Consider the following 24,711-nt stretch of genomic DNA (forward strand, 5'->3'; position numbering starts at 1 on the left):
CTTAATTCCTACTTATTGCTTAGCTTTCACAGGTGGTTCATAAACACTTAAAACTGCGCTAATTTTATGTTCTTCATAGCTTATTTCACAAGAGAATTGTGCCAAGCCTTCATGTAAATATTGTTGTTCAGCTCGAATGGTCAATGTTTTACCAAATTCAAAATAAGCCAAAGGTAAATTTAATTTGCGTGTTCCGAGCAAATAACCAATTTGTGGCGTTTGCCCCATTTTTTGTCCTTTTGCTCCAGCAAAGGCACTAATCGTTTGTGCCATGAGTTCAATAGTACTCCAAGTCGGCAAACCATGTTCATCACTAAACATCAATTCAGGTGTAATGGTTAGGTTGGCAAGTGCAAAATTCTCACCTAACTCAAGCAGTTGATCAACAAAAACCATCGGTTTTTCATGCGGAATAAATTGAATAGCATCTAAACTCATCTGATTTCAGTTCCAAAAATAAGGCTGACATTACTACCGCCAAAGGCAAATGAATTACTCATCACAAAACGCACAGGATCAGATTGAGCAGTTTGAGTTAAATCATTCTGTTCAACGTAATGCTGATCATCCAATTCAGGGTCAATCATGCCATTTTGATGAAGGGGTAACCAGTTTTGATCTTTAAGCACTTGCGTACAAATATAGGCTTCCAATGCACCCGCAGCACCCAAGCAATGTCCGGTTTTATGCTTAGTGCTACTTAATGGAACAGCATAGTCCTGAAAGACCTGTCGGACTGCTTTAATTTCCATATCATCATTGTGCGTGGTTGCAGTGCCATGCAAATTAAGGTATTGAATATCTGAAGCTTTTAACTGTGCCTGATCCAGTGCTTTTTGCATTGCAGTTGCAGCACCTTTGCCTTCTGGATGCGGTGCAGAAATATGCCATGCGTCCATAGATTCCCCCGCAGAAATCAACATGACCGGTGCTCGTTCTTTACTGAGTAAAAACAAGCTTGCGGCCTCACCAATATTGATCCCATCACGCTGATATCCACATGGGCTACAGATACCTGCACTCAAATTTTCCAAGCTATTAAAACCATTTAAGGTCAGTTTAGCGAGGGTATCTACGCCACCCACCAATACAGCATCGGCAAGCCCTGCATTAAGCAACCGTTGCCCACTGGCAAAAGCTTTGGCACTTGAAGAACAGGCCGTAGAAATCGTATACGCAAGACCATCCCAGCCCAAATAGATTTGCAAAGCTTTGGCGAGATTACCCATTTCCTGTTTTTGCTGTTGAATCACGGTCTCAGTTTGGCCTTGAAAGTAGGCTTTTAATAAGGGTTCATTGTCCGAAATACCTGACGTTGAGGTCCCAACAATGATTGCAAGGCGCTTTTTATCAAACTTAGCTACATAGTCACGTAACTGAGATTCACATTGTGCAAGCGCAGTTAAAGCAAAACGTAAGTTACGCGAGTCATAGTTTTGCAGCGCAACTGGAATATCGCTACATAACGGATGTGCATAAACACCCACCCATACAGGCTGATCAAAAATCAAAGATTTATTCAGGGTTAAACTGTTTTCCAATGAGGTCAATTGTGCCTTGACCTGTTCAGGATGATCACCTAAAGCAGATAAACTGGCTGAACAATGAATGCCTACAGCGGGATGGTTTAAATCAATCTTTTTTGTCATTTTTTTGCTGATCTTCCACTTCATTTTGCTCTAATGAATTGTCTTTCAAAGTATTTTCCACAGGGCTAAAGATCATTTGATAAGGAACTTGCAGATTATCCAGCTCAATATGATCAGCACGCGTTTTTACCGTTAAAACATTTTTTTGATCGATCTCAATTTCAGTCTGATCAACGTCCTGTTTCACTTTAACATTTTCTAAATGATTTTTTGCAAAATCAGGATAAGTTGCAAACAGAATATCTCGAACCACAAAATCAAAGGGTAACAAACGCATCGGTTTTATCCTTTCATGCACCTGCACTTTTTGACCATCGAAATCCAGTCTAAACAATTGCTGTCCAGTTAAGCTTAATGCAAACATTTGCAAGTTTTTTGCCTGTTGTTCTTGGTAGAGTAAAAAGCTAAAACTTTGATTTTTCCAGACGACTTCAACTTGATCTTGACGCTGATAATGCGCCAAGGCTGGATCAGCAGACCAAACCACAGGAACCAGACCTTGTGGCTGTGGATACATATTTTGACAGGCACCCAGCGCTAACAACAGACTGATGCTCATTGCTTTTAACCAAATTTGCATTATTCGCTCTCAAGTATTTTGCTCTGTTCCAGATCCTGACGACAATACTCAGCCAAGGTATTTAAGCGTTGTCGTGCATTGCGATAGATTGGATTAGTTTCATCCCAAGCATAACCCGCCAATAATGATGCAATCATACGACGGATTTTTTCATTTTGATTTTTTGAAAATACCACATCTTGAAACTCACCGTCGTACCATGCTTCTACATAAGCGCGAAATACTTTGATTCCTTTACGCAAAGGTTTTTCATATTCTTGCATCCAGTCTACTTGCCCACCTTGTAAGACTTGATCGACTAAAGGTACCGCCAAACTTGAAGACTTGAGTGCAATGGTCACCCCAGATGAAAATACAGGATCTAAAAATTCACCCGCATTGCCCAGCAAAGCAAAATTGCGCTGTGCTAAGGTTTTAACATTTGCTGAATAGCCCACCAAAGTACGGATTGGCGTATCAAACTTCATATTACGCAGAACATGCGACAAACTCGGTTCATCTGCAAGAATATCTTTAAATAAAGCCAATAAGGCTTCAGGCTCATCAGAGATATAACCATAATGATCAAAGAAATCCTGTTCAGCAACAATCCCAAATGAACAGCGACCATCCGCAAACGGAATTAACCAATACCATCCACGATGATCTTTTTCATGTACCGTAATCAGGATTTTATTTCGGTCGAATTCAGGATCATCCAAGATCCCATCTTCAATATGACTAAACACCGCACGGCGTACTGGGAAATTTGAAGGGCTTTCCAGATCTAGAAGTTTCGGTAAAATACGACCAAAGCCACTGGCATCCAGTAAAAATTTAGCCTGAATTTGATAGATATTTTCCTGCTCATCTTTAACGGTTAATACAGGATGATCAAGCTCTACATCAACTGCAACAACCTCATGTCCAAAACGAATTTCAGCCCCATATTGTTCAGCTTGCTGTGCTAAAAGATGGTCGAAATTGGCACGTCTAATCTGCCATGTCGTTCCAGGACCTTCACTAAATTTTTGAGTAAAATCGTAGTAGCTGCGTTGATGACCACGTAAAAATGCTGCCCCATTTTTAAATTGAAATGCATATTCTTCAACATGTTCACGTACTGTTTCTAATAAACCGGCCTCTTCTAAAAACACCATACATTGTGGCAAAAGTGATTCACCGATCGAAAAGCGAGGAAAATGCTGCTTTTCAATGATCACCACTTGATAACCTTTGTGTCGAAGCAGTGCTGCTGCGGAACTTCCCGATGGTCCTGCCCCGATGATCACCACATCTGTTTGTTGTAAATCTAAACCCTTCATGTATTCACCTTAATGTTCAGTTCTTTGACTGATTAATTGATTTTGATTTAATTTTGAATCTGCCGGCGTAAACAGCGTGGCATAGATAAACGAAAAAATTACCCCAAAAAGGACCGTTAACCCAAAACAATGTATTGCATAGGTATGGCTTAACGCCAATAAACCGAATCCCAACAACGTCGACATCATACAGAGAAATAATGCCATCCCGACCACATGCGGATGATCGTGCCCTTGACGGTAGAAAATGGCGTAATCCACACCAATCCCTAAGATGAGAAAAACCCCCATTACACTAAATAGATTAATCTCAACGCCCATCCATGCCTGTAATGCAAAAGTGCTCATCAACGCCAAAGTCACAGGCACCATCAAAGCGAACACCGATTTAATCCCATAGATCAGCATTAAACCGATCGCTAAGGCAATTAATGCATAGACAAAAAGATATTCAGCTTGGATACGATGGTCTTGAAATAAGCTCGATAAATTATGGACAGGACGAACCAGCTTATTCTGCTGATCTTGCAAAGCCTCTACAGCTGTTACATCTTTTATGCCTTGAATCAAAATCAATCTTTGCTGCGGATTAACCTGTAAAAATGCCAAAGGATGGACAGCAAACTTATCTAAATTTAACAAGGTTTGTTGAGACAACCTTGCTTGCCAACTCAGGACATCTTTCGGATCAAGTTGCATCGCGCCTGCATATTCCACCAGTACTGATTTTGGAATTTTCTGTAGCGCCTCAACGTTCTGCTGTTGCTGTTCGAGCGAAGGAATCGTTTGCCCTATTGCTTGAAATCCTTCAATTTTGCCCTGTTGTTTTAACTGAGAAAGCGCAAGGATTAAGTGTTGTTCTTGCCTTGCAAGGTTCTTTGCTGAATTTGCATAAATTGCAAAATAATCACTGCCCTGCGCTTGCCCAAAACGAGAACGGATATATTGATCTTCCTGCTTTAAATGTTGATCCATGCTTTGCAAATTACGCACATCATCATTACTTTTGATCAGCAACAAACTTGATCCTGAAACCACAAAGATCACAAAAATCAACAGATAACGCTTTGTTGCGTGCGCTAAAAAATAATTACGCCATGTGCCAATAAAGCTTAATCTGCGTATTGCGGGTTCAGCATTTAAGGCAGGTAAACGCGGTAGCAATAATAGACTGGTGATCCCTGCAGCAGTTAAGCCCACCATTGAAAATACGGCAATCTGCTTAAAGCCCGGAAAAGGGGTAAAACTTAAAAATAAATAAGCCAGCAATGTGGTTGAAAGCCCGATCAACAAACTGGGTAAAATCGGCTTTAATACGGCAAATCCATTGAGATGTCGTTGCTGTGATTGCATCGCCATAAAGTAAAAGGAAAAATCGACACATACCCCAATCAGACTTGCACCAAAAACCAAAGTCATCAGATGTATTTCGGAAAATATCCAGTGGGTTACCGCAAAAGCCACCATTGACCCTGTGGCAACTGCAATAAACTCGGTCAACATCGGGCGAATAGAGCGGAAACCAAACCAGACCAAAAGCAAGACACCGATACTCGAACCCACGCCGATTGTAGAAATTTCATTCTTTGCAGATTGGGTACCAAAATGCGAAAAAACAATTGTTCCAGTCCAGTGCGGTTTCACCCCGATCTTGCTCAATTGCTGATTAACATTAGTCATCCATTGGGCAGTTTGTTCTTGATACTCAATATCATAAGGACTTTTTAAAAGTTCTAAATTAAATAGTCGAGAATAGCCTTGCTCATCAGAAATTGTGGCAAAACCATCTTGTATTTCGATATTTGAATGCTGTTGCAGGCTTGCAAGCCCCATGGCATAACGTGGAAATAATAACAATGGATCTTGTTGAAGCAAGCTTTCAGTGATTGGCATGCCCGGACTCATGATTTGCATCAAACTTTGTTCAGTCAGTGCCGCATAATCCTGTTGTTTTAAGATTGCTTGATCTTGCGAACTAATTAAGCCTGCATGATGTGCATATAAAGTCTTGGCAAAATCTTCAGTATCAACTTGCGCTTTTAATGGCTTAAACAAATTCGACTGTTGGACACCAGCCCTTAATATCTGTGTTGCTTGCTCAATTTGTTCAGATGATTTTGCATCAATCACCAAGAACACTTTATTGTTCAATTGCTCACTGACATAGTGTTCGGTTTGCTCAAGCTGTTTATCCTGCTTTACTTTTGGCAGTAAAGCAAAAATATTGGTCTGGATGTGAATGCCTTTTTGCATCCATGTAAATCCCAGCCCGATCGCAATGATGACTAAAAATATCAACCAAATTGCAGTGAGTTTATTTTGCCAATTGGAAAAGTGCATTCTCAGACGCCGATAAAGTTTGAGGTTGAGCCGTCTGCTGACTAAAATTAATAATCGTCATATTATTGGCTTGTTCAGTAATCACAATACGATTGACATAACGTCCACCTTGCGCATTCACTTTGACAAACAATTTTTTAAACAACGCACTTTTCGGGGTCAATGTGACATCCCAAGCTGATGTTGTGTAATTGGCTGCAACCACATTAAAATTTTTGGCTAAGGCTGTTTCATCGCCTGCCATTAACTGTAAAAACATGGTCGCCACTGAACCATATTGACTGTTATCAATCTCAAGTTGACTCATGGTTCGCTGGGTTTTTTGTAGCAACTTCTTTGGGGTAACAATCAAATCTGCTTGAACAGGCTTTTGAATCTGCCAAATCACCCCTTGGCTTTTGGAAAATAAAACCTGCCCATTTGAGCTAAAAGTTTTATTTAACGAGGTGAGCTTTTTTTGCTGCTCAAAATGGGCGCGAACTACAGGTGTTTGGGAAAGCTGTTGAAAAATTTGCCCAACTTTAGAACTTTCCGCATAACTTGCCAATGGAAGTGCCGTCACAACCATAAACATCATACTGGTGATGATCAGTTTGATTTTATTTTTAAAATTCAACATTTTTCATGCCCCCTATTGGGTCTTAAATTCAGACCATGCATACAGGCGGTCTAAAAATATTTGTGGTGACTGAAAGCACATTTCTCGAGTTTCTATCTCAACTGCCACCTGACTGGTAAAACCTTTGGTGAGGCGTTTACCTGATTCTGCATCAAAAATCTGGTACTCGATTTTCAAACGGTTTTCCCATTCTTTTAAAGTCGCACGTACTCGGATATGCTGCCCAAAAATAATACCTTGCGCATAACGGACATAACTTTCAATCACTGGCCATGCATAACCAGAATCTTTCATTTGATTATAGTTATAGTCAAATTGATCCAGCAATTTACAACGTGCAATTTCAAAATATTTGAGATAATGCCCATGCCAAACCACATTCATGGTATCGACATCATGAAATGGAACATCAATAATGACATCAGCATACATCAACGTTCTCCTGCTTGTGCTGCAACAGATTGCAGTTTAACAGACTGAGATTTTCAAGATGATCGACAATCGCTTGCAGTTCTTTTTGCAATGGACGATCTTCTTCAACAAAATGAAATTCTTTCAGTACCCATTGTCTAAATAGACCCAACACTGGGCTTAATTGCTGTGCCAAACCTCTCAGTTCAATTGCTTGAACCGCAGCACAGCTCAATGCAGCAATCACTTGTTCAGTCAATAAAATCACCCGACTGGCATCACGTGCGGCAATCGTGCCCATACTGACTTTATCTTGATTATGGCATTCGGTTGAACGTGAAAAAATTGAAGCTGCAAGCGTCTGTTTAAGCGCTTCAGCAGTCCAAGCTGACACCCCAATCTGTACGGCTTTAAAACCATGATTGAGCGGTAAGCGATCGGTTTTAGCACCAGTCAAATTACGCGGTAAACCATGATTCATTTTATGATCGACCAATTGTGCAAGCTGACGATCCATCAAATCAGCAATATTGGCAATCATAATTTTTAAGCTATCCATAGCCTGTGCGATATGTCCACCATAGAAATGCCCACCATGTAACACGCGTAAATTGATCGGATCAATTAAGGGATTATCATTACTTGAGTTCAATTCATTTTCAATAAATTGTCTAAGCCAAGTTTTAGAATCTTCAAAGATTCCAATAATATGTGGTGCACAACGTAGCGAATAACGATCTTGCAAACGTGGACTTTGATGCTCTGTTTGTACTTTATCGTTTAACCATTCACGCAGTTGCTTGGCAATCTCTTGCTGACCGGCATGTGGTTTCTGGGCAAATAACACTTCATCAAAATGGCTTGGATTGCCCTCTAATGCCAACACATTTAATGCTGTGATTAAAGTACTTGCCAAACTAATCTGCTCAGCTTTTTTATAATTTAAACAGGCCATTGCGGTCATTACCGCAGTACCATTCATAATGGCAAGTCCCTCTTTGGGTCTGAGTGCCAAAGGCTGTATCGCATATTCAGCATAAACATCCGCGACTGCCACGATATTGCCTTGATAGTAAACATCCCGTTCACCGACCAATGCCCCTGCAATATAGGACAATGGGGTTAAATCACCACTGGCGCCGACTGAACCTTCTGAAGGAATCACTGGAATAATATTTTCATTGAGCATCCAAACCAAACGCTCAAGTAAAGCATGTGATACCCCTGAATAGCCACGCGCCAAAGAACATAATCGAGTCACCATCACAGCACGTGCAGTGATCAAGTCCAGATTTTGCCCCAAACCACAACCGTGAAAACGAGATAAATGCAAAGGCAATTCATTGACCTGATGTGCAGGCACTTCAACCAAACAAGAATCACCATAACCTGTGGTTACACCATAGATGACGCCTTCTTCTTGCAATAATTGATCGAGAAAATCAGCACCTCGTTGAATCAATGCCTGCCAACTTTCAGACTTAGGCAGCGCCACTTTGAGCTGTTGATTTGCGACAGCAACAACCTCTTCAATTGAAAGTGGTTTTTCTCCGATGACAAGTGTCTGCATTTTTATTTGTTCCAAAAATTATAAAAATTAAACCATTGATAAGGTGCATCTACGCAATGCTGTTCGACCAGTTGAACATAGCGTTGTATGACTTCAGCTATGGCTTGGTTGCGGGTTTGCCGCGGAAAATTAAGTTTTTGAGCGATTGAATGGATATGCACATGAAAGTTGTCTTGCTTGCGATAACAGAAAACCGCCAATATCGGAACTTTCAGTAAACTCGCTAAAATCCAAGGTCCTTGCGGCCAAGCGGACTCATCAGCTAAAAATTTAAGATTTTCGACACGTTGCGATTGAACTGGAACGCGATCTGCTGCCACGATGATCCACTCACCCTGATCCAGTTTCTCCTGCAAAAGAATCGCAGTATCAACGCCAAGTTCATCAACCGAAATCAGATGCACATCGGCTTTTTGATTGAGCTTTTTAAGAAATTCATTAAATTTACTGGCATGTTTTTGATAAACCAATACATTGATTTTTTGCTGATGATCAGATTTGATCGCACGTAGCAGTTCGATATTGCCAAAATGCGATACCACAATGATCGCACCTTTTTTATAATTTTCTCGAAAATGCGCATGCCCATGCAAGATCAGCTTTTCTTCTGCGACTTTTCCCAGCCAGCCTTCAATTTTATCCAAAATGCACTCACCAAATGTCATCAAATGAATATACGAATGACTCATATTCGGCTGATGTGAAAATGGTGACTTTTCTTGAGCAAAATGATGCAACTTTTGTAAATAAAGTAATGAAGCCTGACGCGCTGTACGAGAAAAGATCCAGTACCACATGATGATGAAATACAGCACCAGCTTACACAAAAAACGCCCACCAAAACGATAAAAGCAAAGCATTAACATCAAAGGTAACATTCCACCCTTTTCTTTAAGCTCACTCCATCGTTTTGTATGTGATTCAGTCATGTGCTGAACCTTTGGTTTTTTGTGCCAACAGTTTAGGTAAGCGAATCAACATGCCTGCAAAAAGTCGCGCATGTGCTTTACTGAGTCCTAAATTATCTTTCCACAAATTAAAATGTGAAATACCTTGTTCTGGATAAATCACAGCAGTAGGTACGTTGATAAACTGAACTTGTTCCCACTTTAGACGCACTAAAATTTCACTGTCAAAACCCATGCGTGGTTGAAATTTTGCTCGATTGAGGATTTGAATGGTTTGATCAAGTGGATAAATACGAAAACCGCACATACTGTCTTTGATTTCAAGTGACAAGCTATTAATCCAAACCCAGACATGGGTGACATAACGACCATACAAACGCTTTTTCGGCACCGTTTCATCAAAGATCGGCTGTCCCAAAATCATTGCTTGAGGATGTTGTGCTGAGATGGTGATAAATTTTTCAATATCCTGCCAATCGTGCTGCCCATCTGCATCAATTTGTAAAACATGTGTCCAGCCGAGATCTTGTGCTTGATATAAACCTGTCATCACGGCCTGACCTTTGCCCTGATTGGTCGCATGCTCAACCAGATATACATTTTTATGCTGCTGCGCCAATTCTTGCAACAAGGTCGAACATTCAATATCACTACCATCATTGACCAAAACCACTGGCAAACCATAAGGGTGAATATAGTCCAGTAATGCTTTGATATAATGCGGATGGTTATACACAGGAATCACAAAACCCAATCGATATTGCTGCATCATCTGTCTCCTAAGCGTTAACCGTAGTAGCAAAAACCAAACGTCCTGATGCTAAAGACTGTTCAGCCTGCTGCAATTGAAAACTGATTTTATCTGCTTTACGCTCAAGTTTAAGCAAAACCACGGCATGCGGTTGGATCAATTCCTGAAACTTAATTTGTTCCAATGCTGTACACCAATCTAGATCAGCCCAGATCTCTTTAGCGAGCTTTTGAATAAAAGCAATTTGCCCAACACCAGGATAAATCGGTTGACCAGGAAAATGCCCATTAAAAGCAGCCAGTTCAGGAATAAACTCTAATTTAAATTCTGCGCTATTGGCATCAATATGCGATGCTAAAACCACGGGTAAATTTAAGTTTTCAAATAATGATTTCATATAATTTTTATTGAGCTTTGATTGGGAGTTTTTCGGTAATTGGCTTAAAAAACGCCACTGCCTCGGTATCGCAATATATTCCAATTTATCTGCAAGTTGTTGTTTTATTTTTGCGACAAATGCACGCTTATGACTGTGTCTAAGTTCTAATTGAGCTTGTTCAGACAATACCGCCACACATGCCAAAATTTGTCGATGATCCTTTTCAAAGATCAATGTATGACATTCACTGACTTCTGGCAATTCAACAATACCACTTTCAATAGAATCAAGACTTAAACGCTTTTCTTCAAGCTTAACAATACGGTCTAAGCGACCTTGAAGCTGAAACTGACTTTTTCGATCATCAGGCACAGACACTTCGACTTTATCTGCGGTATAGATCCAATCATTGATATACGCATGTTGAGTCAAGACACCCAGTTCACCTGCATCTGTAACGCTAATTTCGACATCTGCAAACGGCGTCCAAAGCGCCTCATCTTGTGTGCGATAAGCAATGCCACCCGTTTCGGAACTACCAAAAATTTCGGTGATACTGGCATTGAGCAGTGGACGCACTCCAGCATCTAATTTACCACCTGAAGAATAAACCACTGAATGCTGTTCAAGTAATACATCAGAGGTCCAACGTTTTAAAAGTGCTGGGCTGGAAACCACATAATGATTTGAACCAAAATGATCGTGACTTAAATGCTGTAACTTTTTTTGTGCTTCAACCACATCTTCAGGAAATGCCAATTGCGGATTATAAAAAGCTCTGCCACTGGCAAGTGGCCAAAGTAATTTAAACAATAGACCATAAATATGTTGATGACTGACTGTAGCAAGCGCCAGTGCATTTTCTGCTAGATCAAAACTTTGATCTAAACCTTGTACTTCATTAAGCAGCTGTTTTAGGGTGCGCGGAATCTTTTTAGGTTGCCCTGTAGAACCCGAAGTATAAAAAAACACTGCTGCACGATTTAAAAATGCATCATTTAGATCAATGTGTTGAGTATCTTCAACCACAGGATTAATCTGTTTATATTGTCGTTCAATAAAATAAATATTCTGAGCTGCTAAGCTTTTTTCCAAATCACGCACACGATTTGGCGGGAGAATCACCTGTTTATCCGCCAGCAAAACTGCAAAAAATAACACTAAAAAATCATAACTGTCATTTTGCCACAAGGCCCATGCACTTTCAGTGGATTGTTCAATGTGTGTTTTTTCACTCAACACTTCCTGCCAAAATTGGGAAAATGTTTTGACACTAAAATCAGAGGTGATACACAGACATTTTTCAGCATGAATGTGGCTTTGAAAATGACACAACATAAGCGTTTATTTTAACTCGTATGATTTTTAGCTTGATGAATTTTTCGCAGTACAAATTCACCTGCAAATAACAAACCCATCAAAAGATAAGAAATAAAACCATTATAAAGTACCCACATTTGGGTACTGCTAAATAACACTGTATAAAGCGCAATACAGGCATTTAAAATAAAAAAGCCACACCAAACAATCGTAACTTTTTTGGTCCAGATCACCCCAGACTCGGGCAAATCAGGTTCAACCAAACGTGCAAAACGCTCAATCATTGAGGGTGGTTTGATTAAGGTGGTCGCAAAAATTATCAACGCGCCCACACTCATCAATACTGGATACAGCTTTAACCAAGCATGATCTTTTAAAATCAAACTCAGCCCACCACAAATAATGGCAAACCAAGTCAATGGCCACATAAGATCGCTTTTTTTAAAAAATAAGCGTGATCCACCGAGCAGAACCAACAAAGCACTCACCCAAATAAAATGACCATGCGCTAGGCTGTAGCCCACGATAAATGGGTAAAGTAGAAATAAGACGGTGACTCCACTGCGGATCAAATGATTCATTCTGCAGACATATTTTGAATCACAACCACAACATCTTGCACTGTTCTGACATTTTTAAAATCTTCAGGTTTAACTTGCTTACCGGTTAATTCTTTAATTTTAACAACTAAATCAATAGCGTCGATGCTATCAACATCTAGATCAGAATACAGGTTTGACTCAAGCTGAATATCAGCAGGTTCAATTTCAAATAGTTCTTCCATCCACTCACGTAGATTTGTTAAGACGATTTCTTCAGATAACATAACGACCTCTTAAGCAGCGCGTTGCGCTTCAACCAAGTCCACTAAACTTTGCACAGAGGCGAAATGTTGCTTGGTTTCCTGTGATTCAGCATTTAAATGAATGTTATAGCGTTTTTTCAAAGCTAAACCTAATTCTAGGGCATCAATAGAATCCAGCCCTAATCCATCACCAAAGAGTGGTGCATTGGTATCAATATCTTCAATTGAAATATCTTCCAATGCCAGCACATCAATGATCATTTCTTTTAACTCATCAGCAAGATTGCTCATTTGTAGATAACTCTTGTTTAATTAACGCTTGATTAAATAAGTTGTGCAAAAAATGATTGAGCTGTTTCACCTGTTTTGAGTTAACAGCAGCATCATCCAATATATCGTGTACATGTACCGCATCTAACACTGTAATCTGAATGTGAAATGGTTCATTTGGAATGTGATACCACTTTTCATTTTTGGTCAGTGTCGAGGGCGTGCATTCTATCAAAATCGGACGAATTGGAACATTCGCTCGAATCGCAATATTTGATGCACCGCGTTGGAACTCATTCAGTGATGCACCTTTTTCTGTTCGTGTCCCTTCTGGAAATATCAATAATGAGGCTGCATCTTTTTCTTGGAGTTTTTTAACGCAGTCCAAAATAAATTGCTCAGATCCCTCATTTAAAATATAACCTGCACTACGTACTGGCCCCAATGTAAATGGATTGCGCCAAAGTGCTTTTTTTACAATACAGTTGGCCTTTTCCATTAAGCCAATCAAAATCACCACATCAATCAAGGTTGGATGATTTGCAATGACTAACTCTTGACGGCTATGGGCCAGCTTTTCCAAGCCTTCGACCTCATAGGTCATGATGCCCAATTTAACCATCATTTCAGTAAAGCCTTTAAAGCTATATTTAATGGCTTTTTGCGCGCGATCTTGTCTTTTTCTTGTATCAAATGTGCTCACTTTCACCAATGGTGCAACCACACCACCAATCACAATTCCGCCCAAGCCAAAACTTGCAAAACTAAAACCTGTAGCGCCAACACGCCAAGCGTAATTTAACTTTTTCTTTACTTTATTGATATTTAGCATTTGACCCAAGCACCCTTTTCTATCAGGTTTTGATTGTGCCAAAACGCATTAAAATTTTGAGCTTCTAAATATTTGCTTTGTTGCGGTTGCAGATTTTCTACATCGATTTTTAAATTGGCATTTTCTAAACTGACCACTCCAGCCAATGAAAAAGCTTTAAAATTCTGATACTCATCGTATATTTCAGGCAATGCTTGATCATAATAAATCACCAAGGCATTTTTAGCATTGTGGTGGGTTTTTAAATAAGCATAAGCTTCTACTAAAGCTTCAGACCATGACGCAGCCAAACTGGTCGCGAGCGTATCATCTTGACAAAATATAGAATACAAACCTGAAACTGCATTATGTACAGAGGTTGAAAAAAGTGTCGGAGATGGGGTCTGGTCTGAAAGGACGTCTTGTAAAATTTTAAGTGTTTTTTCTTCATCGCCATATTGTGAGCTCCAAACAATATAGTCGACCTGAATCCCCTGCAAACTTTGAATTGCACTATTCAGTGCAATTTTAGCAATACTTGATAACCGTCTACGTTGCATCGCAGGAATTTTTTCAAGTGCTAAAAATGTATCACCATCTTCGCTCAAGGTGAGCCTAGAAATATTTAATTGAAGCATGTTTTATTCATCAACATCAGCTAATTTAATTGGCTTAAAAAGCCTTCTTTAGACAAATTATAACATTTGAATAACAATAAATACAAAAAATACAATTGAACTTTGTCTAATAATTAGTTTCTTAATTAAAAGATCCTCTTGCAACACTATTTTTTACTGCAACAGTTTATTCAATCCCATTTCATCAAGTGGCGTATTATACTTATAAAACTTATTTTAAAAGCTTGTTTACTGTTAATTATCGCTAAGTAATGCTATTTTTTATATGACTGTGTTGATGACATACTCAGGGTTTTATACAAAATGTTAATTCGAAATAACACAGTATTTTGAACAGTCGATTGCTCTCTAAACAACATATCTTTGCTACAACAAACCGAAGCTTTGAACACAGCTATTTATACAACTCCAGATTGTAATTTTCCTGTAATTGCTAATTTTAAATCACAATCAATATTTTAAGCTGAACATTAGATATCTTTCATAAATCAAAAAATGATCATGTGGAGTGAATCAATTGGTATTGAAAGTTCCTTCTCCCTCTGGGAGAAGGCTAGGATGAGGGGGGATTTTATGTTGATCCATGGTTTTAAAAAGGACTTATGAAACAACTTTATTGCTTGGCATTCCTTTGCCATTGCTGATTGATTGCTACACGTCATGATCAGCCAAACATACATCTAACAGATCAGCCTGCTGCACTTTCCGCAACCCATTGTGAAAATTTACTTGGAACACCTTTGGTATTTTCATCAAAGCCAAAGAATTTAACACCATCTTCAGTATCTGAATAAGCCGCCATGACTTTTCCTGTTTTAGTATTGATCGCAATGACAGCCTTACTCGAACCCGCCCCACGTGGGTCATAACCACTGCCTACCAGCCAATCACCCTGACGCTGCATTGCACTGGATACCACTAAAGCTGAAGTGAGATTTGCATATGATTTGCCAACTAATTGCTGAAAACGAGCTTTCCAAGGTGCTGCCTGTATAACGTCATGTGGGTGTTTACCATCTGGTTTCGCCATACCCGTTGTTGGAACAGGACGTGTACCGCACTTGCTTTTGATTTCTGACTCATAGCCGATATTACCAACTTCTTGCACATCGATAGTACGCCCAACCTTATCGGCACAGTCAGCCCATTGTTGTGGTGTTTTTGCCTGTGCAACAATTGGCGTAATCAGCATGCCCGCCAGTAAAAAACTAACAATTTTCATGATTTATTTCCTTTAAACTTTAAATATGTATTTAATTTAACATCGCGATAACAATGCGCTTTAATAACCTGAGCTTTTAACCAGTTTAGGGGTATCGGCTTTTTGAACTGATACCAATTTTGCCAGATCAGTACCATCACTTTCGCCCTTATAAACCGCATATTCTCCAACCGTTACAGTTGCATGTCCCGTATAGCCAATATAGCCTTCCTTGGGTCTTTTATTGAGTTTTAATGCCTGAGCTGCCTGTTGAGTATCATTGAAACAAAACCAGCGTGAACGGCGATCATCCGGCTTACGCGGTATCAACTGATCTGAAGGCGCACTGGGATGAAAACAGATAACATCACCTGCCACTTCATCATCAAAATAATATGAATATTCTCCATTTACTGTAATTTGACCACGATATTGATCAAATTCCTGTGTGCTTTTTTGCAGTTTCAAGGCATCTGCATGTGCAAACAAGGGCAAAGCTAAAATACTGCCCAGTAAAAAATTAACCGCTTTCATCATTTTTATCCTTTAAAAAGATCCGATCTTTTATTTAAATATATTTTACTTCAAATACTTATCTCGGGTTTATCACAATAGGAGATGTGACTTAAAGCAGAACCCTATGTATTACCACCAATAAAATATACTGGCGCCCGGCTCGTAATAAGTACTACATGCTGAGTAAACCACTTTACACTCTTGCTTGTTTTTACTTTGACATTCATAAGCAGCTAATGCTTTGGCGCCTGCGGGCGTACGATCAATTCTAATCACAGACTCTTGACCACCTTGAGTCGGATCAGCCAAGGCAACACATTTATTGTTATAGGTAAAGATGACTTCACAATTTTTACCTCCCTTTTTTTGGCAATTTTCCAAGGCTACTTTTTTAGCCCCACGTTCGGTTCGTGTCGCTTGGGCATAACCTGTAGGTCGAGAAGGTGCTGCCTTATCTTCAGCAATCGCGCCCCAACGTTTTTCCCAAAGTGAGGGTTCCCATTTATATGTGCCACCACCGCCACTACCATTACTACCGCCACTTGGAATCGGTGCACACCCTTGCAGGCCTTGCCCACCAATTGGATAATAACCAGGAGGACAATTGCCCTCTGCGGCCACATGGCCTGACCACATCAAAACAACAAACGCCAGCACAAGCGTGTTTGCAATCCCCATGAATTGTTTAAAATAGTGTTGCTCTGTGATCGTGAATGTTTTAAACATAATAAAAGCCCTCATGGCCAATAATCATTAACAAATTGAATGATTACTATCCAAAATAACAAAAAATATATGATCAATTTTCTGATTGATGGAATGTTAATATTTTATCTAACGTTCAAACTTAGATTAAAACTTCTACAACTTTTTTCTGCAAGTCATTTTTATTCATTAAATTTTCTCTAAGCATTCCCATTAAGATTAAATGCAGAGCAGCTAAACACAAACAATTAAATCATGTGAAAAATCAATACAAAAACATGTTTTAAAACAGCAAAATACAGATAAACTTAACCACATCATCCTTAATTAAATCGCCAGTAAACATGCAACACGATATGATGACCCGCCGAAGTTGTGAAAACAATTCAACTGAAGCATTCCATGTATTGGCTAAAAGCAGACTGACCGATTTGAATAAAGCGATAAAACAAAAATCGTAATGTATTTACATAGCAAGGAATAAAATGAAACTGACAAGGATATGTACTTTACTGATATTGCCCATCGTATTAACAGCATGCCAATCCAGCACGGTAAATAAGCTGATAAGAGATCTGCCCTCTCCTGATGGACGTTTTCATGTGGAAGTTCTTCAGTGCCGAGCCAATGATGTAATGTTTGGTGGCGCAACCCAAGTTCAGATTTCAGTTCTGAAAAAAGGTGAAACTGAAAAATGTCGTTCATTTATTCATGCTTTGGCGCAATTCGATGTAAGAACCATCGACTTTGGCGCAAAGGATAATGCTTTGCATATAGCGTGGCTGTCAGACACTGAACTTAGTGCGTGGCATCGTAGTTTTGCAACATCTCAAGGCAAGAATTATATAGGGCCTGATGTACAGCAAAGTCAGGCTAACTCTCCAATTAAAGTGATTTTCTCGCCTTTGGCTGCGCAAATTGGAATACCATCTCAAATAAAAAAATAAAGCGCTATACACAATCAACCGTTGTATAAATCGTCTAGTTTTGATTGCTATTGTTATGCAGCAGAAGCTTATAGGGTAAGTCTGGCTTCCGAGCTCGTTTTGTGATCTAGTTATAATCATCTTTTAACAATCGAACTGCCGATAACGACCTATACACGATGATCCAACCACAATAGTCAAAGCAGTTTAAATTTTCATACTTAAACTCAATCAGTGAAGCTTGATTGTATGTAGTAACTGCTTTTTATGATTAACTGTGAATTTTATGAAATATGTCACTTTTAAGTGCTTTACCTCTTAGCGAGTAATTAATCATATTCTCAAAAAACTGAACTCCTCGGCTTTTAATCACTGCTTCAAGCATCCGTCATATCACATCATCCCAAATCTAAGCTATAAGCACCCTAAAGCACATATACAATAAGAACAGTCCGTCACAAATACTTTTACCATCTTATTTTAACCATATATATAATTGATATTAAATAAAATTCAACTTACATAAAATATTATACCTACCCATTCAATGAGCATTTTTGATCAAAAAACCGTACTCACTTATATCAATAATAAGCAACAACACTGTACACAGCACATCTAAACCAAGCCCTCAGATTAATCATATTAATTCATATACTTTTCATAAAAAATGATAAGGGCGCCAAATACAAATTAATTATGCACAAAATACAAAGTTATCTATTGTGATGTACGTCACTATAACCATGCATTTATTTAAGTACATTACTATTTTATTAAACAGTGCGACTAAGTGTAATTTATTGAAATCATAAAAAATGATTTTAAATAAATATTAAAAATCAACCTTCTAAAATGAATGGGTTTTACTATGAAATTAGCTCTATTAAGTACTGCAACTTTATCTGCTTTAACGCTTTCTGTTTCAGCTTTCGCTGCTGATCCTGTAACTGTTAACGGTGGAACAGTACATTTTACTGGTGAAATCGTAAATGCAGCATGTGCTGTAAGTACAGAATCTTCAAATCAAACTGTTGATTTAGGTCAATACCGTACTGCACGTTTAGCTGTTGCTGGCGATAAAACAACTCCAGTACCGTTCCAAATCAAACTTGTTGACTGTGATCCAACAGTTCAAGCAACTGCTGCTGTTGCATTTTATGGTCAGTCTGTAACGTCTAATGCAAACTTACTTTCAGTTGCTGCTGGTGGTACAAACTCTACTGCTGCAACAAATGTAGGGATTGAGATTGCTGATGACACTTCAAAAATCTTAGGTGTTACTGGTGCTAGTTTCTCTACACCTAAAACATTGATCACTGGTGATAACACACTTCAATTCAGCGCTCGTTATGTTGCGACTGGTGCATCTACACCAGGTCAAGCAAATGCTGATGCAACTTTTGTAGTGAAATATGAATAATTTATCTACTTAAGATAATTATTAAATATTTGATTACATGAGCTTATTTACCATGAAAAAGTATATAACCCTGATTGTTGGAATATTAGTAAGTACTCATATTTACGCAGAAAGTTATGTATTTGGTGGAAGAGCTCATTTTCAGGGAGTTTTGATAAATCAAAGCTGCTCAATCTTGATTGAGAATAATGCTGCTGTATCTATTAAAACTCCCAATTCTCCAATTCAAATCAATTTTTCATTATGCCCTGTAAGCATCTACGACAATCTCGCCATTGGTCTATCTGAACAAAATAAACCAACCCATGAGATGTTTTATACAGATCCAAAAGCAAGAAATGATTTTGATATTAATAAAGAATTAAACATTCAAGATTTTGAACAGCCCCGTCTGGATCAGAAATTTATTCGACAAATTGATCGACCTGAACGTTATGACAGTTTCGCTAAAAATAGGATTGGTATTCTCCTCAACCAAACCTCAGAAAAGCCATCCGCTCAAGCATCGAATATTTTAATTTCTGTTTTTTATCCATAAATGAATTCTAAGGACTTATATGAAACTGAACTTATTTAAAAATGGTGTTCTTAGTATAACCTTAGCCTGCTTAGCATCCACCAGCTTAGCCAATAACAATATTATTGGGGGTATATCACTTGGGGCAACTCGTGTTATTTACCCAACCGATGCCAAGCAAGTTTCATTAGCGATTGTCAACAGCAACAATAAAGAACGCTTTTTAATTAACTCGTGGATTGAAAATAATCTAGATGAAAAATCAAAAGATTTTCTGATTACTCCTCCCTTATTTGTCGCAGAAGCAAATAGCGAAAATACATTAAGAATTGTCAATGTTGCTACCAACTTACCCCAAGATAGAGAGTCGGTATTTTGGGTCAATGTCAAAGCAATTCCTTCGATTGATAAATCGACTTTGATTGACAAGAATATTTTACAACTTGCTGTTTTATCTCGAATCAAACTGTTTGTAAGACCGATAAATCTAAAAACTAAACCTGAAGCCGCATTAGAAACACTTAAGTTTTCAAAATCAGCAGAAGGAATCATGGTGAATAATCCATCTCCATATCATGTTTCTTTTGTGAACGTTTTTGTTGATAACCAAAAAGTGCCAAATGTGATGGCAAGTCCATTTGCCCAAACAAAAATTTCAGCGACTTCAGGCAATAAGCTGAGTTATCAAACGGTCAATGATTACGGTGGTTTAACGGCTAAAGTTGATTTAGAACTGAAGTAATAATTATGAATAGTCTATTTTCAATGCCATACAGTGTTGTATGCGTAAGGAGAAATATCAAGCGATATCCAGTGGGTATCGCAGTGACTATGCTGATTTCAATCGTAGTCCCAAGAACCAGTCATGCAGAACAGGTTTTTAACCCTGCATTTTTAACAGATAACTTATCCAATTCACAAATTTCTGATTTGAGCAGATTTGAGAAATCGACCCATCAATTGCCTGGTGTTTACCGGGTTGATGTGTATGTCAACGATCAATATGCGTTTACCCGCGACATCAATTTTATTGAAAAATCAGGCATTCAAGATACGACTGGTTTATTTCCGTGTTTAGACAGCAAAACATTGCAAGGATTTGGAGTCAATATTGCCCAATACGAGCAATTGTCTAGCTCAAACCCACAATGTGTGGATTTTATTTCAATTATTGAAGGTGCAAACAGCCACTTTCAATTTGATAAACAAAAATTATTGATCAGTTTGCCGCAAGCGTCTTTACGCAACCAAATTCGCGGCTATATTCCACCCGATCAATGGGATGAAGGGATCAACGGCTTTTATACCAACTATAATATTTCGGGTTATGACAACTCTAAAACAGATACCAACAGTTTATTTTTACGTCTGGATAATGGACTCAATATTGGCTCATGGCAGTTCCGACATTCAGGCAGTTTTAACGCCAATTCACACAACGGTAAAACCACAAATCAATGGAATAATTTAAATACCTATGTACAAAAAACCATTATTCCTTTAAAAAGCCAGCTGGTAATTGGTGACGGTTCAACAAGTAGCGAAATTTTTGACAGCTTTGGTTTCCGTGGCGCACATTTGTCGACTTCTGAGGCAATGTATCCTGACAGTCAGCAAGGCTATGCGCCTACCGTTCGTGGGGTTGCAAAAACCAATGCAAAAGTGGTGATTAAACAAAATGGTTTTGTGATCCATCAGGTAAATGTCGCACCCGGACCATTCCTTATCCAAGATTTAAATCCAACCTCAATCAGCGGTGACCTTTTGGTTACGATTGAAGAAAATGACGGTTCGATTCAAAGCTTTCAAGTGCCCTATTCAAGCCTTCCTGTTTTACAACGTGAAGGACGCACAAAATACAGTCTGGTGATTGGTGAGTACCGTAGTGGATTGGATTCTCAAGATAATCCATCATTGTTACAGGCAACTGCAATTCACGGTTTAAAAAATGGTATTTCCGTTTATGCTGGGACGCAATTGTCAGATAAATATAAGAGTGCATTGGTGGGTCTAGGTGCCAACCTAGGAGATTATGGGGCTTTATCTTTTGACCTTACCCATGCGGACAGTGAGTTGGCAGATCAATCCTCGAGCAGTGGACAGTCTTTGCGCTTTTTATATTCAAAATCATTATTAAGTTCTGGAACAACCTTCCAGTTATTGGGCTATCGATATTCGACCAAGGGTTTCTATACCTTAAATGATGTTGCTTATAATCGTATGAGTGGTTATCACGTTTCCGAAACTCAAGACGGAAATCAAGCCAATACCCCGATCATTACAGATTACTACAACTTATATAATTCTAAAAAAGGTCGCTTTGAAGTCAATATCTCGCATTCACTTGGAAACTATGGTTCTTTATTTGTCTCCGGCAATCAGCAAACCTATTGGGATACCAACAAAAAAAATGAATGGGTTCAAGCGGGTTATGCAAACTCATGGAAAGCACTGAATTATTCATTCTCAGTCAGTCGTAACAAATATTCTGAGATTAATCAAAGTGACACCATGTATGCCATGAATCTGTCCTTCCCATTGGACAAGCTATGGCCGAAAGCGAATTTCCGCAATCATCCAATCCAAAATGCATATAGCACTTTTTCGACCACACAAAATTCAAACGGTAATGAGTCCTATATGGCAGGTTTAAGTGGCACCTTACTGAAAGATCGTAATTTAAGTTATAGCATCAATCAGGGACAAGTCAGTAAGCAAGGTGATATTGGTTCAGTCAGCCTAAATTACAATGGTAGTTACGGTACGGTAGGTGCAGGTTATAGCTACGAAAAGAACTCAAATCAATTCACCTATAACGCATCTGGCGGTATTTTAGCGCACCGTGATGGTATTACCTTTGGTCAGCCTTTAGGTAGCACCTCAATTTTGGTTAAAGCACCCGGTGCCAAAGGTGTAAATATCGAAAACTATACCGGCGTTAAAACCGATTGGCGTGGATATGCCATCGTTCCTTATGCCACTGAGTATCGTGCCAATCGTGTTGCACTCAATTCAAATACTTTCAGTAATAATCTCGAAATCAGCAATAACGTTGAAAATGTCGTCCCAATCAAAGGGGCAATTGCCAGAGCAACGTTTAACACCAGTTTAGGTGTACGAGCACTCATCACCTTATCCCATAACGGCAAGTTTATACCGTATGCAAGTAGTGTGATCGAAAAGGAAAGTTCAGCCACCAGCATCGTTGCAGACGATGGCCGGGTTTATTTAACTGGGCTTCCGCTCAAAGGTACCCTGGAAGTGAATTGGGGCGAATCTGCTGAAGGAAAATGTTTGGCAAACTACGATATTTCAGACATGGACCTCAGCAAACCCGTTATTCAATTTGATCTTGAATGTCAATAAGGAGAGATCATATGAAATTTAAGCTTTTAATTTCCAGTATGTTGCTGCTTGCTTCAGCCCAATCCTTTGCAGTTGTCTGTTGGAACAGTAAAGGGAATGGTGTGGTGGATGACGTTTTTTATGATCTATCCAATAGTTTCAGCAGCTCGAATAACGCTGTAGGTAAAATTGTAGAGCTTAAAAAGAATTTTTCTTCGCAAGTTTATGGAACTTGCCCGGCTCATAATTCCAATATTAGTCGAAATAGAACCATGCGTAGTTATGTTTCCGACCTCTCTGTAATAGAAACGATTGATCGATATAAATACTTACCGATCAACGACTATCTGGTCGGTGCCATGAAAATTACCGATAGCTTTGCGGGGGATTTTTATCCTCCTGCAAATTATGTACAGATGGGTACAGATCCCAATGTAAGTAAAGGCCAACCCTTTGGTATTTGGGATTCAAACTTTACCTTCCGCCTCAAGGTGATTAAACCCTTTATTGATTTTGTGCCTATCCCGAAAAAAACCATGTTTACCGTTTACGTGACAACGGGTTCAGCAGATCCATTAAATATCCCTGTTTATAAGATCAGTTACAGCGGTTCTATTTCGGTTCCACAAAGCTGCAAAATTGGCACAGGTGACTTTTTAGAAATTAAGTTTGGGGAAATCCCAGCCTATGCCTTTAGTCAGGCGGGTCCTGGCAATAAACCCAACAATGTCAATAAACAAAGTCATACCTTAGCGATTCAATGTACCAATATTGATGCACAAGCAATGCTGACACTTCGGCTTGAGGCTGAAAAAGCCACTGGAGATATGATGATCTCAGATAATCCAGATATTGGCTTTAAGATGTCAGATCAAAATGACAATGTGTTGTTGCCCAATAATATCAATAGTGTGATTCCATTTAATCTTAAACAACAGCCAGCAAATGTGACCATCAAAGCTTGGCCCGTCAGTATCACTGGAAATAAACCAGAAATTGGTCCGTTTAAGTCTAGAGGATATCTCAGAGTAGATTTTGATTAGGAGACAACAATGAAAAATAGAGCAAGATATATGGCTGCTGCCACAATAATATGTTGTTTAAATATTCATCAGCTCTCTCATGCTCAAAATACCAATGTAGAGCTAGGTCGGGTGAATATTGAGCTTTCAGGAATCGTGACGACAGCAACCTGTGGCGTATTAAGTTCTGAACAGGATAAATATATTCAGCTTGGAAGCGTTGCGAGCAAAGACTTACCCAATATCGGTAGTCAATCAAAACCAACCCCGATTCATTTTGAGATGAGTAACTGTCCCCCGAATGGATCTGTGACCATCACTTTTGAAGGGCCTCGAAATAACGAAAATGCTGAACTTTTAGCGCTCGATGCCTTAACCAATAAAGCTGAAAATATTGCCATAGAAATCCGAGATCAAGATAAAAAAAGATTGCCTTTAGGCAAGAAAAGCGAAGCTTTTAGCACAGACATCAATGGCAATGTTTCGGCACTCTTTTATGCAAATTATATCGTGACCAAAGCACAAGCCCTCGCAGGGATTGCAAATGCAAATGCTCAGTTTTCTATTCAATATGATTGAGCATATATCACGATTTATTATTGACGGTTAATACGATTGAGTATTCAAACTTTTTAAAGCACAGGGTTAGGAACTCATCCTTTTCATTTGAATGGCATAAAAAATAGCGGAGGACTTTATCT

General features: G+C 39.0%; 26 protein-coding genes. 7 read left to right on the forward strand and 19 right to left on the reverse strand.

The window, feature by feature from the left end:
* Positions 1 to 12: 12 nt before the first annotated feature.
* The 19 genes from ASC84_RS15455 to ASC84_RS15545 form a co-directional block, all read right to left on the reverse strand.
* Positions 13 to 438: a hypothetical protein gene (locus ASC84_RS15455; RefSeq protein WP_056516341.1), complete on the reverse strand. Its 426-nt coding sequence runs from the start codon at positions 436 to 438 to the stop codon at positions 13 to 15.
* The gene (locus ASC84_RS15460) at positions 435 to 1,649 is read right to left on the reverse strand and encodes a beta-ketoacyl-[acyl-carrier-protein] synthase family protein (protein ID WP_056516343.1); all 1,215 of its coding nucleotides are present in this window, start codon (positions 1,647 to 1,649) and stop codon (positions 435 to 437) included. The genes ASC84_RS15455 and ASC84_RS15460 overlap by 4 nt, the downstream gene beginning before the upstream one ends.
* Positions 1,633 to 2,229 carry a DUF3261 domain-containing protein gene (locus tag ASC84_RS15465; RefSeq protein WP_056516348.1) on the reverse strand — a complete coding sequence of 199 codons (597 nt, stop codon included), beginning with the start codon at positions 2,227 to 2,229 and terminating at the stop codon, positions 1,633 to 1,635. Before ASC84_RS15465 ends, ASC84_RS15460 begins: the two co-directional genes overlap by 17 nt.
* Positions 2,229 to 3,533, reverse strand: coding sequence for an NAD(P)/FAD-dependent oxidoreductase (locus ASC84_RS15470; protein WP_056516350.1), 1,305 nt, complete (start codon positions 3,531 to 3,533; stop codon positions 2,229 to 2,231). The genes ASC84_RS15465 and ASC84_RS15470 overlap by 1 nt, the downstream gene beginning before the upstream one ends.
* A gap of 9 nt (positions 3,534 to 3,542) precedes the next feature.
* Positions 3,543 to 5,873, reverse strand: coding sequence for an MMPL family transporter (locus tag ASC84_RS15475; RefSeq protein ID WP_056516353.1), 2,331 nt, complete (start codon positions 5,871 to 5,873; stop codon positions 3,543 to 3,545).
* Complete coding sequence (locus ASC84_RS15480; RefSeq protein WP_224965504.1) at positions 5,848 to 6,447, reverse strand: outer membrane lipoprotein carrier protein LolA; 600 nt, start codon at positions 6,445 to 6,447, stop codon at positions 5,848 to 5,850. Before ASC84_RS15480 ends, ASC84_RS15475 begins: the two co-directional genes overlap by 26 nt.
* Before the next feature lie 57 nt (positions 6,448 to 6,504).
* Positions 6,505 to 6,924, reverse strand: a complete 420-nt coding sequence (locus ASC84_RS15485) for a thioesterase family protein (RefSeq protein WP_056516360.1) — start codon at positions 6,922 to 6,924, stop codon at positions 6,505 to 6,507.
* Positions 6,914 to 8,473 carry a histidine ammonia-lyase gene (gene hutH / locus ASC84_RS15490; protein WP_056516363.1) on the reverse strand — a complete coding sequence of 520 codons (1,560 nt, stop codon included), beginning with the start codon at positions 8,471 to 8,473 and terminating at the stop codon, positions 6,914 to 6,916. The genes ASC84_RS15485 and hutH overlap by 11 nt, the downstream gene beginning before the upstream one ends.
* A gap of 2 nt (positions 8,474 to 8,475) precedes the next feature.
* Complete coding sequence (locus ASC84_RS15495; protein ID WP_004722197.1) at positions 8,476 to 9,402, reverse strand: hypothetical protein; 927 nt, start codon at positions 9,400 to 9,402, stop codon at positions 8,476 to 8,478.
* On the reverse strand, positions 9,395 to 10,150 hold the full coding sequence (locus ASC84_RS15500) for a glycosyltransferase family 2 protein (RefSeq protein WP_056516366.1): 756 nt from the start codon (positions 10,148 to 10,150) through the stop codon (positions 9,395 to 9,397). The genes ASC84_RS15495 and ASC84_RS15500 overlap by 8 nt, the downstream gene beginning before the upstream one ends.
* A 10-nt stretch (positions 10,151 to 10,160) precedes the next feature.
* Positions 10,161 to 11,849 carry an AMP-binding protein gene (locus ASC84_RS15505; protein WP_056516370.1) on the reverse strand — a complete coding sequence of 563 codons (1,689 nt, stop codon included), beginning with the start codon at positions 11,847 to 11,849 and terminating at the stop codon, positions 10,161 to 10,163.
* Between the two features lie 11 nt (positions 11,850 to 11,860).
* Complete coding sequence (locus tag ASC84_RS15510) at positions 11,861 to 12,412, reverse strand: septation protein IspZ (protein ID WP_056516372.1); 552 nt, start codon at positions 12,410 to 12,412, stop codon at positions 11,861 to 11,863.
* Positions 12,409 to 12,657, reverse strand: coding sequence for an acyl carrier protein (locus ASC84_RS15515; RefSeq protein WP_004819854.1), 249 nt, complete (start codon positions 12,655 to 12,657; stop codon positions 12,409 to 12,411). The genes ASC84_RS15510 and ASC84_RS15515 overlap by 4 nt, the downstream gene beginning before the upstream one ends.
* Before the next feature lie 9 nt (positions 12,658 to 12,666).
* Positions 12,667 to 12,927 carry a phosphopantetheine-binding protein gene (locus ASC84_RS15520; protein WP_004819853.1) on the reverse strand — a complete coding sequence of 87 codons (261 nt, stop codon included), beginning with the start codon at positions 12,925 to 12,927 and terminating at the stop codon, positions 12,667 to 12,669.
* Positions 12,911 to 13,738 carry a 1-acyl-sn-glycerol-3-phosphate acyltransferase gene (locus ASC84_RS15525; RefSeq protein WP_056516375.1) on the reverse strand — a complete coding sequence of 276 codons (828 nt, stop codon included), beginning with the start codon at positions 13,736 to 13,738 and terminating at the stop codon, positions 12,911 to 12,913. Before ASC84_RS15525 ends, ASC84_RS15520 begins: the two co-directional genes overlap by 17 nt.
* Positions 13,732 to 14,355, reverse strand: a complete 624-nt coding sequence (locus ASC84_RS15530; RefSeq protein ID WP_056516378.1) for a beta-ketoacyl synthase chain length factor — start codon at positions 14,353 to 14,355, stop codon at positions 13,732 to 13,734. Before ASC84_RS15530 ends, ASC84_RS15525 begins: the two co-directional genes overlap by 7 nt.
* Positions 14,356 to 15,043: 688 nt before the next feature.
* Positions 15,044 to 15,577, reverse strand: coding sequence for a hypothetical protein (locus ASC84_RS15535; protein WP_004722210.1), 534 nt, complete (start codon positions 15,575 to 15,577; stop codon positions 15,044 to 15,046).
* Positions 15,578 to 15,637: 60 nt separating this feature from the next.
* Positions 15,638 to 16,090 (reverse strand): hypothetical protein, encoded by a 453-nt coding sequence (locus ASC84_RS15540; protein ID WP_227515164.1) that lies wholly within the window; start codon positions 16,088 to 16,090, stop codon positions 15,638 to 15,640.
* Between the two features lie 111 nt (positions 16,091 to 16,201).
* On the reverse strand, positions 16,202 to 16,798 hold the full coding sequence (locus ASC84_RS15545; protein ID WP_056516381.1) for a DUF4189 domain-containing protein: 597 nt from the start codon (positions 16,796 to 16,798) through the stop codon (positions 16,202 to 16,204).
* Between the two features lie 464 nt (positions 16,799 to 17,262).
* Here ASC84_RS15545 and ASC84_RS15550 point away from each other — a divergent pair, with 464 nt between their 5' ends.
* The 7 genes from ASC84_RS15550 (at position 17,263) to ASC84_RS15580 (ending at position 24,589) form a co-directional block, all read left to right on the forward strand.
* Positions 17,263 to 17,724 (forward strand): hypothetical protein, encoded by a 462-nt coding sequence (locus tag ASC84_RS15550; protein WP_056516384.1) that lies wholly within the window; start codon positions 17,263 to 17,265, stop codon positions 17,722 to 17,724.
* 850 nt (positions 17,725 to 18,574) lie between these two features.
* On the forward strand, positions 18,575 to 19,126 hold the full coding sequence (gene fimA / locus ASC84_RS15555; protein ID WP_016539504.1) for a type 1 fimbrial major subunit FimA: 552 nt from the start codon (positions 18,575 to 18,577) through the stop codon (positions 19,124 to 19,126).
* Between the two features lie 52 nt (positions 19,127 to 19,178).
* Positions 19,179 to 19,664: a hypothetical protein gene (locus ASC84_RS15560; RefSeq protein WP_056516387.1), complete on the forward strand. Its 486-nt coding sequence runs from the start codon at positions 19,179 to 19,181 to the stop codon at positions 19,662 to 19,664.
* Between the two features lie 19 nt (positions 19,665 to 19,683).
* The gene (locus ASC84_RS15565) at positions 19,684 to 20,385 is read left to right on the forward strand and encodes a fimbria/pilus periplasmic chaperone (protein ID WP_004722216.1); all 702 of its coding nucleotides are present in this window, start codon (positions 19,684 to 19,686) and stop codon (positions 20,383 to 20,385) included.
* Between the two features lie 5 nt (positions 20,386 to 20,390).
* Positions 20,391 to 23,009, forward strand: a complete 2,619-nt coding sequence (fimD, locus tag ASC84_RS15570; protein WP_056516391.1) for an outer membrane usher protein FimD — start codon at positions 20,391 to 20,393, stop codon at positions 23,007 to 23,009.
* Positions 23,010 to 23,020: 11 nt separating this feature from the next.
* The gene (locus tag ASC84_RS15575; RefSeq protein WP_056516394.1) at positions 23,021 to 24,031 is read left to right on the forward strand and encodes a fimbrial protein; all 1,011 of its coding nucleotides are present in this window, start codon (positions 23,021 to 23,023) and stop codon (positions 24,029 to 24,031) included.
* Between the two features lie 9 nt (positions 24,032 to 24,040).
* On the forward strand, positions 24,041 to 24,589 hold the full coding sequence (locus tag ASC84_RS15580; RefSeq protein WP_056516399.1) for a fimbrial protein: 549 nt from the start codon (positions 24,041 to 24,043) through the stop codon (positions 24,587 to 24,589).
* The last annotated feature ends 122 nt before the right edge of the window (positions 24,590 to 24,711 follow it).

The sequence above is a fragment of the Acinetobacter sp. Root1280 genome, from assembly GCF_001425285.1.
GTDB lineage: Bacteria > Pseudomonadota > Gammaproteobacteria > Pseudomonadales > Moraxellaceae > Acinetobacter > Acinetobacter guillouiae.